This is a genomic window from Streptomyces pallidus (ex Mingjun et al. 2026), assembly GCF_051550185.1.
Classification (GTDB): domain Bacteria; phylum Actinomycetota; class Actinomycetes; order Streptomycetales; family Streptomycetaceae; genus Streptomyces.
The window spans coordinates 4,890,267-4,904,865 of the sequence record NZ_CP196181.1 but is presented as its reverse complement, the minus strand read 5'-3'; the positions used below and the strand labels follow the sequence as shown (position 1 = coordinate 4,904,865).

General features: G+C 73.4%; 10 protein-coding genes, 2 tRNA genes and 2 pseudogenes. 6 read left to right on the top strand and 8 right to left on the bottom strand.

The genetic code is table 11. The annotated features are described in order from the left end of the window. Positions 1-7: 7 nt before the first annotated feature. Complete coding sequence (locus ACSHWO_RS21690; RefSeq protein ID WP_438313959.1) at positions 8-490, bottom strand: MarR family winged helix-turn-helix transcriptional regulator; 483 nt, start codon at positions 488-490, stop codon at positions 8-10. 121 nt (positions 491-611) lie between these two features. Between ACSHWO_RS21690 and ACSHWO_RS21685 the strand changes: the two genes are divergently transcribed. From ACSHWO_RS21685 to ACSHWO_RS21670, 4 genes and pseudogenes are all read left to right on the top strand, one after another. Beyond that, the gene (locus tag ACSHWO_RS21685) at positions 612-1,172 is read left to right on the top strand and encodes an NADPH-dependent FMN reductase (RefSeq protein ID WP_438313956.1); all 561 of its coding nucleotides are present in this window, start codon (positions 612-614) and stop codon (positions 1,170-1,172) included. A gap of 88 nt (positions 1,173-1,260) precedes the next feature. Beyond that, positions 1,261-1,608: a hypothetical protein gene (locus ACSHWO_RS21680; RefSeq protein WP_385848706.1), complete on the top strand. Its 348-nt coding sequence runs from the start codon at positions 1,261-1,263 to the stop codon at positions 1,606-1,608. Between the two features lie 205 nt (positions 1,609-1,813). Then, positions 1,814-2,399 (top strand): annotated as a pseudogene (locus ACSHWO_RS21675) (bifunctional DNA primase/polymerase). Then, positions 2,390-2,463, top strand: a tRNA-Lys gene (locus ACSHWO_RS21670). The pseudogene ACSHWO_RS21675 and the gene ACSHWO_RS21670 overlap by 10 nt, the downstream one beginning before the upstream one ends. Before the next feature lie 62 nt (positions 2,464-2,525). Here ACSHWO_RS21670 and ACSHWO_RS21665 read toward each other — a convergent pair. Continuing rightward, the gene (locus ACSHWO_RS21665) at positions 2,526-3,722 is read right to left on the bottom strand and encodes a M6 family metalloprotease domain-containing protein (RefSeq protein WP_438313953.1); all 1,197 of its coding nucleotides are present in this window, start codon (positions 3,720-3,722) and stop codon (positions 2,526-2,528) included. Between the two features lie 386 nt (positions 3,723-4,108). On the opposite strand from ACSHWO_RS21665, the gene ACSHWO_RS21660 reads away from it, so the two are divergent. Then, positions 4,109-5,953 (top strand): putative bifunctional diguanylate cyclase/phosphodiesterase, encoded by a 1,845-nt coding sequence (locus ACSHWO_RS21660; RefSeq protein ID WP_438313950.1) that lies wholly within the window; start codon positions 4,109-4,111, stop codon positions 5,951-5,953. A 225-nt stretch (positions 5,954-6,178) separates the two neighbouring features. Here ACSHWO_RS21660 and ACSHWO_RS21655 read toward each other — a convergent pair whose 3' ends face one another. Both ACSHWO_RS21655 and ACSHWO_RS21650 read right to left on the bottom strand, forming a co-directional pair. After that, on the bottom strand, positions 6,179-7,888 hold the full coding sequence (locus ACSHWO_RS21655; RefSeq protein WP_438313948.1) for a glycosyl hydrolase family 18 protein: 1,710 nt from the start codon (positions 7,886-7,888) through the stop codon (positions 6,179-6,181). 254 nt (positions 7,889-8,142) lie between these two features. Then, on the bottom strand, positions 8,143-9,222 hold the full coding sequence (locus ACSHWO_RS21650; RefSeq protein ID WP_438319213.1) for an LLM class flavin-dependent oxidoreductase: 1,080 nt from the start codon (positions 9,220-9,222) through the stop codon (positions 8,143-8,145). Between the two features lie 325 nt (positions 9,223-9,547). On the opposite strand from ACSHWO_RS21650, the gene ACSHWO_RS21645 reads away from it, so the two are divergent. Then, positions 9,548-10,306 carry an IclR family transcriptional regulator gene (locus ACSHWO_RS21645; RefSeq protein WP_385848702.1) on the top strand — a complete coding sequence of 253 codons (759 nt, stop codon included), beginning with the start codon at positions 9,548-9,550 and terminating at the stop codon, positions 10,304-10,306. Between the two features lie 161 nt (positions 10,307-10,467). Here the strand turns inward: ACSHWO_RS21645 and ACSHWO_RS21640 are convergent. The 4 genes and pseudogenes from ACSHWO_RS21640 to ACSHWO_RS21625 form a co-directional block, all read right to left on the bottom strand. After that, positions 10,468-10,541 (bottom strand) — tRNA-Lys (locus ACSHWO_RS21640). 58 nt (positions 10,542-10,599) lie between these two features. Next, entirely contained in the window at positions 10,600-12,303 is a 1,704-nt protein-coding gene (locus tag ACSHWO_RS21635; protein WP_438313943.1) for an AMP-binding protein, read from the bottom strand. A gap of 135 nt (positions 12,304-12,438) precedes the next feature. Next, a complete protein-coding gene (locus ACSHWO_RS21630; protein ID WP_361084913.1) occupies positions 12,439-13,032 on the bottom strand; it encodes a lytic polysaccharide monooxygenase auxiliary activity family 9 protein in 594 nt (197 codons plus the stop codon). A 433-nt stretch (positions 13,033-13,465) separates the two neighbouring features. Then, a pseudogene (locus ACSHWO_RS21625) lies at positions 13,466-14,563 on the bottom strand (SPFH domain-containing protein); the annotation flags it as partial. Between the last annotated feature and the right edge of the window lie 36 nt (positions 14,564-14,599).

Below are 14,599 nucleotides of genomic sequence, written 5' to 3'. Positions count from 1 at the left end.
GACGGTCTCAGCGGGGGGTACGGGGCTTGCGGGTGACCATCCGCTCCCGGAGCAGCTCGCCGACCTCGGCGAAGGTGCGCAGCTGCTCCGGGGTGAGGACGTCGACGAGGTGGCGGCGCACGGACTCGACGTGCAGCGGGGCCGCCGTCGTGATCGTGTCCACGCCGAACGGGGTGAGGACGACCTCGGCGCCGCGCCCGTCGGTGGCGACGTCCTCGCGGCGGACGATGCCGCGCTGCTCCATGCGGGTGAGCTGGTGGGACAGGCGGCTGCGGGACCACTGCATGAGCTCGGCGAGGGCGCTGATGCGCAGGCGGTGGCCGTCGGTGGAGCCGAGGACGGACAGGACGTCGTAGTCGGCCTCGGACAGTCCGCTGTCCTGGGTCAGGTCGCGGGCGATCTCGGCGTTGACCAGCGGGAACATCCGCCGCCACGCGTACCAGGCATCCTGCTCGGAGTCGGTGAGCCAGCGCGGCCCCGATGCGCTCATACGGCCACTCTACCCAGATCGATGACATGTCATCTACATGGTTGACGCGTCACCCATCCATCCGCTTCGATAGGTGACACGTCAACCACTCACACTCCGCGCGCCACCGGGGAGCCCCACCATGACCCGTCTGCACGTCATCTCCGCCCCCGTCCGCCCGACCTCCTCGGCCCGCCCGGTGGCCCGCTGGGTCGCCGAGCAGGCCCGCGCCCACGGCGGCTTCGAGGTGACACCCGTGGACCTCGGCGAGATCGCCCTGCCCTTCCTCGACGAGCCGGAGTACGCCTCCACCGGCATCTACACCCACCGGCACACCCGCGACTGGAGCGCCCTGGTGGACTCCGCCGAGGCCTTCCTGTTCGTCATGCCGATGCACAACGGCGGCTTCACCGCCCCCTTCAAGAACGCGATCGACCACCTCTTCCACGAGTGGCAGGGCAAGCCGGTCGGCCTGGTCAGCTACAGCGCCGGACCCACCGGCGGTGCACCGGCAGCCGAGATGCTGCGCCCCGTGCTCACCCGCGTAGGCATGCTGCCGGCGCAGCGGACCCTGGCGCTTCCCGGGATCCACGAGCTCCTCGACGGAGCCGGCGGCTTCCGGGCGCCGGAGGGGGCGGCAGGGGCGCTGGCCGGCGTCCTCGACGAAATGACGTCGTCGCGGCGGCGGCGGGTCGCGGCCTGAGGACGGCGCCCTTGCGCGGCGTTGGACAATGGAGGGTGGCCCGGAAGGACCGGTCCCGTACGTCCAGCAGGTCAGCAGGAGGACACGCATGGCAGAGCCCGAGCGGACCGAGCGGAAGCTGCGACCCGCACCCCTGCTCTTCGAGCCCTCGGAGGCGACCGCGGACCCGGAGCACTTCTTCGACCTGGAGTCGATCGAGGACCCGCGGGAGCTGCTGGCCCGGGCCACCGAGCTGACGCTCGCCTTCCGGGCGGCGACGGAGCGGGCCATGGAGTTCCAGGCGGTGGCGGCGGCCCAGCTCGCGGACCCGCGGCGGTTCGACCGGCTGGACCCGGCGGTGATCGCCGCCGAGGCCGAGTGGACCGAGGACTACGCCCGCAAGATGATCGAGTTCGGGGAGACCCTCCAGCGCAGCGGCGGCCCGGGCACCGCCTGACCGGGACGGGACGGGCGGGCTCGGCGGGGCCCGGCGGGCGGGTCGGGCGCGGCGGAACGGGCGGAACGGAACGGGCCGGTGGAACGGGCCGGGCGGATCGGCCCGCGGCATATGCGGAGCGCAACATAGCGCATGCGCACCGCCCCGGTCCGGGTTTCCGGTAACTGCTGGAAACCGTATCGCTACGCGCGGTAGACCGGACGGCATGACGACGCTGACGACGGCCTCCGCTTCCGCCTGTCCCACCCAGGACGCCCGCACCGCCACCCACGTCACCCCGCTGGGCGCCGCCTGGCTCGCGTCGGCCTCGGCCCGTCCGCACGGCACCCTCGCCGCCTGGCAGGCCCGTCCCGCCGCCCCGGCCGTGCTGCCCTGCGGGACCGCCTTCGACGTCGTCAACGTCCCCCTCGTCCTCGGCCGCCGCATGCTGGACCTGCTGTGGTCCGAGGGGCCGGGCTGCGGGCCGGTCGCCGTGCACCGCGGCCGGATGCTGCTCTTCGCCACCACCGGGACCGCCCACCGGCTCCCGTCCCTGCTGACCTGGGAGGAGTGGGGCGGGCCGCTCCCAGCGCCGCTGTGCCACGGCCACGGGGACGCCGTCACCGTCCCGCCACTGGCCGCCGCCCCGGGCCCGTCGCGCTGGCTCGTGGCCCCGGACACCCGCTCGCCGTGGCTGCCCGGGCCGGAGACGCTGCTGTGGGCGTACGTGCGGGCGGCCCGAGCTGCGGATATCGATTTTTCCTTCCGGCCGTCCTCCTGCTAATGTCTTCCTCGTCAGCAAGCGCCGCTAGCTCAGTTGGTTAGAGCAGCTGACTCTTAATCAGCGGGTCCGGGGTTCGAGTCCCTGGCGGCGCACAGACGGAAGAAGGCCTCCCACGCGAGTGGGAGGCCTTCTTCGTCATGCCGGCGCCCTCCGGTCAAGTGGTGATCTTGACGGTGTACGCGCCCGTCGCGGTCCGGTCCGCCACCTCGACCCTGATCCGCTCCCCCGGCACGGTGAACGACTGCCCCACCTCCAGCGGTGCGTCCGCCAGCGGCGGGTACACCGAGCGGTCCCAGCACGCCTCCGTGTCCGGGTGCCCGTCCAGCACCTCGATCGGGCCGCCGCCCGAGGGCGCCTCGTTGCGCACCCGGTAGACCAGGACGCCCTCCGTGCAGGTGCCCCCGTCGTTCCCGGAGGAGCCGCGCGCCTCGACGGCGATGGCGCTGCCGGGCCCCGTACGGATCACCGCGAGCCGGGTCCCGCCCGTGACGCCCGGCAGCGGGGAGCGCCCCACGGGCTGCAGGGTGTGCAGGGAGGAGCCCGACTGCACGCAGTCCACCTGGGAGGCGTCCAGCCAGCCCAGCTTCCACTTGTGCCAGCCGAAGAGGTCGGGGGACATGCCGAACTGGCTCCCCATGACGTCCCAGTCGCCGACGTACGTGTCCCAGTCGCCCTTGCCGTCCGTCGGCCGGTGGTAGAGGTCGGGCAGGTCGAAGACGTGGCCGGTCTCGTGCGCCAGGACGTTGCGGTCCGGCGGGTGCCGCTCGAAGACGGTGACGATGCGGTGCAGATCCGTCCCGTCGGCCCGGATCGGCCGCTCGAAGTTGACCACCTTGGTGGCGTCCGAGTCCACGCCCGGCGCGTCCGGGTCCGCGACGAAGTACACGATGTCGTACCGCGAGAAGTCGACCTCCCGGTCGGCGGCGACGACCGCGTCGCGCAGGTAGGCGGCCCGGTCCCGGGCGGCCCAGTCGCGCTGTATCCCGTACGCGGTGGACGGCTTGGGCATGGTGATCCACTGCGCCTGCGGGTGCGGGACGAGGCGGAACCGGCCGTACGAGGCCCGCTCGAAGAAGTCGCTGGTGGCGGGGAAGTAGTCGGCGGCCAGCTCCCCGGTGGTCAGGGTGGCCCGGTGATCGGGGAAGGACAGGAAGACCATGACCGCGTTCAGACTGCGCTGCGGCTGCGGGTAGGCGCCGTTCCAGGTGTCCAGCCCCAGGGAGTGGTGGGCCGAGGTGCGGGTCAGCGCACAGGGCCCGGCGCCGGGATCGGCGGCGGACGCGGGGCCCGTGACGAGCGACATGGCCGCGAGCGCCGTCAGGGAGGTGAGGGCAGCCGCCGTGCTGCGCATGCGGGAGCGATCCACTCCCCCGGGTGTCTCCTGTCGCGGCACATCGACCTCCCGTGGTGGATTCGTACCAACTCCTCCCACCCTGAGGTGATTGTCGTACTAGCGCCCTGTTCCAGTGCCCCACACGAGTGAGCAATACGGCAACCCGGTGACTTCAGAGGTTCACCCTCTTGCTACAGAACGTCACGACCGATCACGGGAGATCAGTAGGGGCCGGAGGCCGCTCAGGGCTGCGCAGAAACGATCGCGCGAGACGTGCCGACAGCCCGTCAGCACACCGACGCAGCGCCCCCCATCCGGCGACGCCGCTGGATGGGGCCGTACGGCTACCTCTATGATCGGCACACTTTCCTGCACGGACACGACGAGCACTGCGGGAGCCAACGGTGAGCGGAACCTCTGACGAAACCGGTTCGGCGGCCGACAGCATCCGATCGGCCATTACGGAGCGTCACCCCACCGTGCCAGTCATGCCCACCCCGGCCCCCCGCACCGACTCCGAATCGCGCGACTTCCGGGCCGCGTTCAACGCCGCCCACCTCGCCATGGCCGTCGTCGACCGCAGCGGCCACGTCGTCGCCGCGAACACCGCCCTGGCCGGCCTCCTCGGCACCGAACCGCACGCGCTCGTCGCACAGCGCGCCGCCGACCTCGTGGACCTCGGCGCCGAGGCCCGCACCTGGCAGGCGTACCAGGAGGTGCTGCGCGGCCGGCAGGCCCGACTGCGCTGCACGCGCCGCCTCAAGCACCCCGACGGGCATTCCCTGTGGACCGAGGTCACCCTCGGCCCCGTCCCCGGCACCCGGGACGTGCTGCTGTCCGTCGCCGACATCAGCGACCGCCGCGACCTCCAGGCACGGCTGCGGCACCTCCAGATGCACGACCCGGTGACCCGCCTGCCCAACCGGACCCTGTTCTTCGAACGGCTCTCCGCCGCCCTGGAGGCCTCCTCGTACGAGCACGGCGGCACGGGCCGGATCGGCCTGTGCTACCTCGATCTGGACGGCTTCAAGGCGGTCAACGACACCCTCGGCCACCGGGTCGGCGACCGGCTGCTGACCGCCGTCGCGGCCCGCCTCACCCAGTGCGCCGACCAGTCCGGGTACGGGCGCACCGGCGGGCACCTCGTCGCCCGGCTCGGCGGCGACGAGTTCGCCCTGCTGGTGGAGGACTCCACCGGCACCGAGCAGCTCGTGGACCTGGCGCGCAGCGCCCTGGCCGCCGTCCAGGAGCCCTTCGACCTGGCCGGGCAGCGGCTGTCGGTGTCGGCGTCGATCGGCGTGGTGGAGCGGGCCGCGGCCGGCACCTCGGCGACCGGCCTGATGCAGGCCGCGGACACGACCCTGTACTGGGCGAAGGCCGACGGCAAGGCCCGCTGGACCCTCTTCGACCCGGAGCGCAACGCCCACCGGATGACCCGTCAGGCCCTCGCCTCCACGCTCCGCCCGGCCGTGGACCGCGGCGAGTTCGAGGTCGAGTACCAGCCGCTGGTGGACCTGGAGAGCGGGGCGGTGCGCGGGGTGGAGGCCCTGGTCCGGTGGAACCACCCGCAGTTCGGCAGCCTGATGCCGAATCGGTTCATCGGCATCGCCGAGGAGGACGGCTCCATCGTCCAGTTGGGCCGCTGGGTGCTGCGGACCGCCTGCCGGCAGGCCCGGCGCTGGCAGATCGAGCACCCCAGCGACTCCCCCGTCTTCGTCTCCGTCAACGTCGCGGTCCGCCAGGTGTGGGACTCCGACCTGGTCGGCGACGTCGCGGGGATCCTCGCCGAGACCGGGCTCGCCCCGCAGCTGCTCCAGCTGGAACTCACCGAGTCCGCGGTGATGGGCTCCGCGGGCCGCCCGCTCCAGGCCCTCCAGGCCCTCAGCGACATGGGCGTGCGGATCGCCATCGACGACTTCGGCACCGGCTACTCGAACCTCGCCTACCTGAGCCGCCTCCCCGTGTCGGTGCTCAAGCTGGACGGCTCCTTCGTCCGCGGCTTCCGCTACGACGAGGGCACCCACCCGAACCCGGCCGACGAGACCATCGTCGAGGCCCTCGTACAGCTCGCGCACCGGCTGGGCCTCACCGTCACCGCGGAGTGCGTGGAGACCGCCGGCCAGGCGGCCCGCCTGCGGCGCGTCGGCTGCGACACCGGCCAGGGCTGGCTGTACTCGCGCGCGGTCGCCCCGGAGCGCATCGCCGAAATGATCGGCACCCGCCCGGGCGCCGACCCCGACGGCTGGTAGGCCACGCCCGTGGCCTGGTCGCACCGTCCCGCAACTCCCTCCGCGACGCAGCATGGTGGCCGCGGCCAGGCCACGTCCGACACCACCGCACGGATCCCCCGGCCGGCGTAAGGGGCCGCGGGAGCCGCCCGGGTTGCGGTTCGTCGGCGAGGGGGGACACCTCCGCCCCGCACCCGGGCTGGTGGGTGCGGGGCGGGGTGTCGCTCGGCGCGGGGTGGGGGGAGATCAGCAGGCGCCGAGGTCCTTCCAGACACCCCATTCACCGGTGGTGCCGGGCTCCTCGTTCTGCGTCCACCACTGGGCCTTCCACTTGCGGCCCTTGTGCGAGACCTCCGCACCGCCGGTGTAGACCGTGCCCGCGGCGTAGGCCGGGGCGGTGCAGCCCGTGGTGGGCGGCGGGGTGGTCGGGGGCTGCGTGGTCGGCGGGGTGGTGGGGGGCGGGGTCGTGGGGGGCTGGGTGCTGGGCGGCGGCGTGGTCGGGGGCTGCGGGGAGCCGCCGAGGGCGTCGGAGATCTGGTTCAGCAGGGTGGCGTTGTCGTCCAGGCCGAGCAGGGAGTACATCATCGCGCCGGCGAGGCCGCGGCTCTTGCCGTAGTCGACGCGGGCCCGGACGGACTTCTGGTCCAGGCCGGTGAAGAACTCGCCGTCCTTGTGGAAGTACGAGGCCTTGGCCCGGTCGTCCCAGAAGGTGGTCGCCGGGTTGTCGACGATGCCGCCGAGCTCCTTGTAGTGGGCGATGCCGGCCTGCTGGCTGTAGGGGCGCGGGCCGGAGCCGCCGGTCGCGGTCTGGGCGAGGCCGTGGGTCGTGCCCTCCGGGACGCCCTTCCAGCCGCGGTAGTAGAACTCGTAGCCCAGGGTCAGCTTGTCGGCGGGGAAGCCGCCGGCGATGCCGTAGACCGGGTCGCCGTCGATCCAGGCGTCGATGGCGTTCTTGATGCCGTACTTCTCGGTGCCCGGGGCGATCGGGTCGGTCGGGTCGGCCGGGGAGTCCAGCAGCGGGGACTGGTGGTAGGTGGGCCCGTCGCCGTCCCAGGCGCCGTGCATGTCGTACGTCATGATGTTGGCGTAGTCCAGGTACCGGCCGATCTTGTCGGTCTCGATGTACCTGATCTTGTCCTGGCCGGCCGGGAGGGCCGCGGTCAGCATGTACTTCCTGCCGCCGCCCGCGGCGCCGTACTCGTCGAGCTGCTTGCGGAACTCGGCGAGGAGGAGGGTGAAGTTCTGCTTGTCCTCGGGGCCGTAGTGGTTGCCGAGGTGACCGCCGGAGGAGCCCGGGTACTCCCAGTCGATGTCGATGCCGTCGAAGATGCCGGCCGCGGTGCCGGGGCCGCCGAAGCCGCCCTCGACCGGGAGGTTGCCCTTGAGGTACTGGTCGATGCAGGAGGAGACGAACTTCTTGCGGGAGGCGTCCGTCTTGGCCGCGTCGTGGAAGTACTTGGAGTAGGTCCAGCCGCCCAGCGAGATGTTGACCTTCAGGTGGGGGTACTTGGCCTTCAGCTCCTTGAACTGGTTGAAGACGCCCACGATCGGCTGGTCCCACTTGTCGGCGACGCCGTCGACGGAGTCGGCCGCGCCGAAGGACTTCTGGTAGTCGGCGTAGGAGTCGCCCGCACCGTCGCCCGCGTTGGGGTTGTTGTCGTCACCCGCGGCTTTGTTGGCCATGAAGCAGGTGAGGTTGGTGGGGTGGATATTGCCGAACGAGTAGTTGATGACGTCCAACTTGCCCGCTATGCCACGGGTGTCGAGGTGCTTGGGGTAGAAGGCGTTCCCGTACACGCTCCACTGGTCGTAGTACGCGATCCGGACGTTGCCGCCGCCGGCCGTCGCGGAGGCGTCCGCGGCCCGGGCGGTGCCGAGCCCCGCGAAGCCGGCCATCGCTCCGGCTGCCAGCGCGGCCGTGGCGGCGGCCGCGACGAGGGGTTTACGGATGTGCATGAACTGCCTCCGGGAAGTGGGAGGGGAGGGCAAGAGGTTCGGGTGGGAGAAGTGATAGCGATCACCAACTGACCCCGTCAATGGTTTGGACCAAATAAGGACTAGACCACTTGGCGCACAAAACCCCTCGTCAGAGGCGTGCGAGGGCAACAGAAACCGCTCGCCACCCCGGGTGACGAGCGGTTTAAGGGTCCCTTAGGACAAGCTCCCGCAAGGTTTCGGCAACAAACCAGCCGAACTGCGTTCGCCTGGGATCAATCAGCTGCCGGCTCCCCGGCGGGCATCCTGTACGCATCTGCGACGAGCTCGTACGAGCGCAGCCGGGCCGCGCCGCCGTGCGCGTTGGCGGTCAGCATCAGCTCGTCGGCGCCCGTGCGGGCGACCAGGGCGTCGAGCCCGGCGCGGACCTCGTCCGGGGTGCCGTGCACGACGTTGGACATCCAGTTGTCGACGAACTCCCGCTCCAGCGGGGAGTATCCGTACGCCGCCGCCTCCTCGGGGGTGGGTATCAGCCCGGGCCGGCCGGTGCGCAGCCGCAGCATCGACAGGGCGCCGGTGAGGACCTGGGCGCGGGCGTCCGCGGTGGTCTCCGCGGCCAGCGTGGACACGCCGATCAGGGCGTACGGGGCGTCCAGGACGGCCGAGGGGCGGAAGGTCTGCCGGTAGAGCTCCAGGGCGGGCAGGGTGCCGGCGGCGGAGAAGTGGTGGGCGTACGCGAACGGCAGGCCGAGCTCGCCGGCGAGGCGGGCGCTGAAACCGGAGGAGCCGAGGAGCCACAGCGGCGGACGGCCGGTCGGCCCCTGCACCGGGCCGGGCACGGCGTGCACCCGGGCGTACGGGTGGCCGGCGGGGAAGTCGTCGTCGAGGAAGCGGGTGAGCTCGGCGAGGAGGCGGGGGAACTCGTCCGCGGCCTCGTCGAGCCGGCCCGGCCCGCGCAGCGCGGCGGCCGTGCGCCCGTCGGTGCCTGGGGCGCGGCCGAGGCCGAGGTCGATCCGGCCGGGTGCGAGGGCCTCCAGGGTGCCGAACTGCTCGGCGACGGCGAGCGGGGCGTGGTTGGGCAGCATGACCCCGCCGGAGCCGAGGCGGATCCGGGAGGTGTGGGCGGCGAGGTGGGCCAGGATCACCGCCGGGGAGGAGCTGGCCACTCCGGGCATGGAGTGGTGCTCCGCGACCCAGTGGCGCTGGTAGCCACGGGACTCGGCGAGCCGGGAGAGGGCGACGCTGGTGCGCAGGGAGTGGTGGGCGGTGCTGCCGCTGCCGACGGTGACGAGGTCGAGGACGGAGAGCGGGACGGGCGCGCGGCCGTGGCGGGTGCCGCGCACCGGGTCGGGCACGGGGTCCGTCGCCGCGGCCGCGTCCGCTCCGGGGTGTCGTCCGGCGTCCTGTCCCGTGTCGCGTCGGGCGTTCTCGGGGTCCCCGATGTCACTCACTGTCGCTCCCGTCTCGGTTCGGCATCCGTACGAGGAACTCGAACCGTGAGGGCCCGGCGGGCATTCCCGCCCCTTCTGGGGTGGGCCCTTGACCTTGGCATATGCCAATGGAGTAGATCGAGGCAGAGGCACATGATTGAGCCATCAATCTCCCCAACAGGCGCTCCACGCGGGCCCCTTGGTGGCTATCGTGGTAACGCAAGCGGTAACAACCTGGTAGGGGGAGACCGTGGCGCTGAAGCCCGAGCCGACCGCGCCGTTCCATTCGGTGCAGTACGCCCTGCGCGTGCTCGAAGCCATCGCCCGCCATGCCGGCGGGGTGACCGACGTACAGATCGCGCGCGAGACCGGACTGCCCGCCGTCCACCTCGCGCCCATGCTCCTCATGCTGCGCAGGGAGGGGTACGTGCTGGAGGTGTCGGACGGCGCCTACGCCATAGGCGACTCCCTCGTGCTCCTCGGCTCGGGGACGGACAGGCAGCAGGCCCTGCAGAACAAGCTCCAGGACACCCTGGACCGACTGCGGGACTCGGTCGGCGCGGCGGTCTACATCAGCCGGTACGAGGACGGCGAAGTGAAGATCACGCAGGTCGCGGACAGTCCGCGCACCCCGAAGGTGCACGAGTGGGTCGACTTCCGGTCCGCGGCGCACGCCAGCGCGGTCGGGAAGTGCCTGCTCACCCAGCTCGACCAGAACGGGCGGCGCGACCACCTGTCCCGGCACAAGATCGCCCGGCTCACGTCGAAGACCATCGTGAACGAGCGGGTCCTGATGTCGAAGCTCGACGCCCAGCCGGCCACGGTCCCGATGCTGGACCTCCAGGAGTACGCGCTCGGCACGGTGTGCGCCGCGGTCCCGATCACCGCGGGAGCCTCGGTGGGCTGCCTGGCCCTGTCGATGCCGGTCGAGCACGCGCACCGGCTGCGGGCCGCCGCGGAGGTCCTGAACCGGAAGGCCGCGCCCCTGCTGCTGTCGCTCGCCCTCTGAACCGCCCTGTGACGCGCCTCACGGGAGAGGGCGCGGACGGGCAGGGCGGGGCGGGACAGCGCGTGGCGGAGGCGGCGGCCGGGGGAACGGCCCGGGGCCCGGAGGCGCGGGAAAACACTTCGGGCGGTTACCGGTGAACCGGTAACCGCCCGAAGGACAGGTGCGCCGCCAGGGACTCGAACCCCGGACCCGCTGATTAAGAGTCAGCTGCTCTAACCAACTGAGCTAGCGGCGCCTGCTGACAGAGAAAATACTACCTGGTCCCGAGGGGTGCTCCAAACCAGGTTCTCCGGTCAGCGCTCCAGGAGCTCCGCCCGGCCGTGAGCGGCGTACGCGGCGAGCAGGGCCGCCCGGGATTCCGGGTCGAGCGGGCGGTAGCCCTGCGTGCCCGGGGGTGACCACCAGACCGGGTCCGGGCAGCGGAAGCCCGCACGGCGCAGCGCGACCCGGTGGATCTTGTTGGTGGCGGTGGTCGGCATGGCGTCCAGGACGCGGACGTAGCGCGGGGCCATCTTGGTGCCGAGGTCGGGCTGGGCTGCCAGGAACGCGGAGAAGGCCTCCGGTGCGAACCGCTCCCCCGGCTCCAGGACGAGTGCGGCCATGACCTGGTCGCCGGCCGCCTCGTCCGGCACCGCGTACACGGCGACCGCGGCCGCCGGGGACCAGCGGGCCAGGATGTTCTCGATCGCCGCGGCGGCCAGGTTCTCGCTGTCGACGCGCAGCCGGTCGTCCGTGCGCCCCGCGAAGTAGAGGAACCCGGCGGCGTCCCGGTAGAAGAGGTCGCCGGTCCAGTACCAGCCGTTGCGGGTGCGGGCCGCCTCGGCGTCCGGGTTGCGCCAGTACCCCTCGAACCGGGCGCGGCCGCGGTTGACCAGCTCGCCGATGGCCGCGGAACCGTTGCGCAGGCGGCCGTGGCCGTCCAGCTCGGCCGGCGGGCACTCGGCTCCGGTCTCCGGGTCGACCACGGCGAGGTCGTCCCCCGGCGCCGCCCGGCCGAGGGCGCCGGGCGGGGTGTCGGGGGTGCGCTGCACGGAGGCGCCGCCCTCGGTGGCCCCGTAGCCCTCCACCAACCGGACCCCGAAGCGGTCGGTGAAGCGGGCCGCGTCCACGGCCCCGGCCTCGGTGCCGAAGCCGAGGCGCAGGGGGTGTTCGCGGTCGTCGGGGCGGGGCGCGGTGGCCAGCAGGTACTGGACGGCCCGGCCGACGTAGGTGAAGTACGTCGCGCCGAAGGCCCGTACGTCGTCCAGGAACGCGGAGGCGGAGAAGCGGCGGCGCAGCGCCACCGGGGCGCCGGCGGCGAGGGCGGGCAGCCAGTCGGCTATGACGGCGTTGCCGTGGAAGAGCGGCATGCAGACGTAGTGGACGTCGTCCGGGGTGACCGAGAAGGCGCGGGCCAGGGAGTCGCCGGCGGCGGCGAGCCGGCCCTGGCTGCAGACGGCGGCCTTGGGGGTGCCGGTGGAGCCGGACGTGAAGTAGAGGAGGAAGCGGGAGTGGGACCCGGGGGCGGTGTCGATGCCGGCGTCGCCGGGCGCGGCGGCCGCGTACGGGGCGAGCAGGGCGGCGTACTCCTCGGTGCCGGTCACCAGGATGCGCACGCCCGGCAGGTCGAGGCCGCGCAGCAGCGGCTGGTGGGCGGGCTCGGTGACCAGGATCCGGCAGTCGGTGTGCAGGACGTCCCGCGCCAGCTCGGGGCCGCGCCGGGTGGGGTTGATCCCGGCGACGGCGGCCCCGGCGAGGGCCGCCGCCCCGAGCCAGAACGGGAACTCGGGGGTGTTGTCGAGCAACACCCCCACGTGCGGTTCGGCCCGGGCCGGCAGGAGGTCGGCGAGCAGCGCGGCGCGCGCGGCGCTCTCCTGGGCGGTCCGGTGGCGGCTGAGCACGGTGACGGCGCCTCCGTCCGGGCCGTGGTACTTCAGCCCCGGGCGGTGGTCGCCCCATTGGCGGGCGACGAGCTCGGCCACGGTGCGGGGGGCGGGGGTGCCGGGTGTCGTCCGCATGCGGCCGGAGGGTAGCTGACGCAGCGTCAGAACTGAATGCCGCCGCGGTGCCCGGCCCCGGCCCTACGGCCCCGGCCCCCGACCCTCGGCCCCGCTGCGACCCCCGGCCCCGCTGCGGCCCTCGCCCGCCGCCGCTCAGAACTGGACGTCGGAGCAGGCGTAGAAGGCGTTCGGGGTGTCGTGGACCGTCCAGACGGCCAGGATCATGTGCCGGCCGGTCTTGCCCGCGGGCATGGCGCCCTGGTGGACGGTGGTCATGGCGGGGCGTGCGCCGTTGTAGGCGACCGTGAGGAAGGGCTGGGATTCGAGGGCGGCGCGGGTGAGGGGTTTGGTGGGGTCCCAGCCGTTCCTGGTGACGTAGTACCTGATGTCGGTGGTGGCGTGGTTGGCGGTGAACTGCCACCGGAAGGCGTAGCCCTGCCCGGCGGTGACCCGGGTGGCGGGCCAGGCGCCGCCGCGCGGGTCGTCGAGCTGGGCGAACTCGCCGTGCCCGCCGGCGCATATGCGGCCGTCGGCCGGGCCGGCGGCGGGGAAGCCCTTGAGGCCCTCGACGCTCTGCGGCTCCCACTGGATCGGGCCGCAGTCGGGGACGGTCCTGTTGGCGCAGAGCTTCTGGCGGCTGATGGGGGTGTCGGTGTAGCCGTGGCTGCTGGCTCCGGGTGCGACGGCGAGCGCGAGACCGGCGGCCACGCCGATCCCGAGGGCGGCGGCGCCGGCGCGCCGGGGCAGGCGGGCGGGCGTACGGAACGGCGTGCGGACGCGAACGGGCATGCGGATGGGGCGCATGGGTCAGCTGCTCCTCGAACGTGGGGGGAGTTCCGGCGAGAGCGTGCGCGCGTGCGGGGATGGCCGCGGGGGCGGTTCCCGCGGCCGCACCGGGCACGTTTCCAGGTCTAGACCAAGTTCCAATCTATTGACGGGAGTTGGCCATGTCCAGACCAATGCGGGAACGTTCGGTCCGGATCGGACCGCCGGGAGGAGGGCTGCCCGCACGGGCCTCCGCCCCTCTTCCCGGCCCCGGGCAGCCGATGGCGGGCGGCCGGCGGCCGTGGCCGAAAGGAGCGGCGAGGCGGGCACGACCGCGGCCCCGGCCCCCGCCCTGGTCGGGGCCGGGGCCGGGGCCGGGAGCCGGGAGCCGGGGGCTGGGGGCTGGGGGCTGGGGCTACTCCGAGCGGCCCGTGTAGAAGGCGACGGTGAGGTCCTTCACCAGGGCCTTCCGCTCGTAGTCGTCCAGCTCGACCAGCCCGCGCGAGGTCAGCCGGTGGACGGTGTCGTCCACCGCGTCGACGACCGAGGTCAGCACGGTGTCCCGGTGCTTGGCGTCGATCGCCGCGACCCGGCGCCGCCGCATGGCCTCGGCGACCTCGGGCGCGTACTCGATGCGGGTCGGCTGGGCCGAGTACACCTCGATCCCGACGGCCTCGGTCTCGGCCGCCAGCATCCGGGTCAGCGCGTCCCCCACCGCCTCGGCGTCGCGCAGGGTCGGCGCGTCCTCGTGGAAGGCGTCGGCCGGCAGCTGGGACAGCACCCGGGCCATCGCCGACTCCACCTGCTCGGCGAGGTACTCGGTGTGGTCCTCGACGGCCAGCACCGCCCGGGCCGTGTCCTTGACCTGCCAGACGACCTGGACCACGACCTGGAGGGCGAGACCGCCCGAGTCCACGGCGGGCATGGGGTCGCTGCGCCAGTGCCGCAGGCGTACGTCGACGCGGCGGCGCAGGAGCAGCGGGCTGACCCAGATGAGGCCGGTCCGGCGGACCGTGCCGCGGTAGCGGCCGAACAGGGTCAGCACGCAGGCGTGCCCGGTCTTGCCGCGGCCGAGACCGCCGAGGGCGAGCAGGGCCACGATCCCGAGGAAGGCGAGCGGGGGCCAGTGGGTGGGGCGCAGCCCGTGGTACGGGCGCGGGGTCGCCCCGGCTGCGGCCTCGAACGCGCCGGGCAGGGCGCCGGCCCGCCAGAACACCGCCAGGCAGCCGGCGAGGGCGAGCCCGCCGACGGCCACCCCGACCCAGCCGGGCAGGACGGGCCCGCGTTGCTCCCGCAGCCGGTCGTCCCCGCGGGGGACCCGCCGGCCGGGGGCGGGGCGGGTGGCGCTGCGCCGGGCCGCGGCCGCGGGCGATCCGGCCGGGGCGCCGCCGGGGCGCGGCGCGCGGGCGGCAACGGGCGGGAAGGGCAGGTGCACCGGCACGTCGGTGACCGCGAGCCCGCGTCCGGGCGCGCCCTCCGGGTCGTCGCCGTCGTCGCCCTCCGGGCCGGCGCCGTCCGGCATGCCGCGGGCCACGGCCTGCGCCACGAT

What these genes read in the sequence shown, in the direction of transcription:
- ACSHWO_RS21685 (WP_438313956.1), top strand. Translation starts at nt 612, where the DNA reads ATGACCCGTCTGCACGTCATCTCCGCCCCCGTCCGCCCGACCTCCTCG.
- ACSHWO_RS21690 (WP_438313959.1), bottom strand. Translation starts at nt 490, where the DNA reads ATGAGCGCATCGGGGCCGCGCTGGCTCACCGACTCCGAGCAGGATGCC.
- ACSHWO_RS21665 (WP_438313953.1), bottom strand. Translation starts at nt 3,722, where the DNA reads ATGCGCAGCACGGCGGCTGCCCTCACCTCCCTGACGGCGCTCGCGGCC.
- ACSHWO_RS21635 (WP_438313943.1), bottom strand. Translation starts at nt 12,303, where the DNA reads ATGCGGACGACACCCGGCACCCCCGCCCCCCGCACCGTGGCCGAGCTC.
- ACSHWO_RS21680 (WP_385848706.1), top strand. Translation starts at nt 1,261, where the DNA reads ATGGCAGAGCCCGAGCGGACCGAGCGGAAGCTGCGACCCGCACCCCTG.
- ACSHWO_RS21655 (WP_438313948.1), bottom strand. Translation starts at nt 7,888, where the DNA reads ATGCACATCCGTAAACCCCTCGTCGCGGCCGCCGCCACGGCCGCGCTG.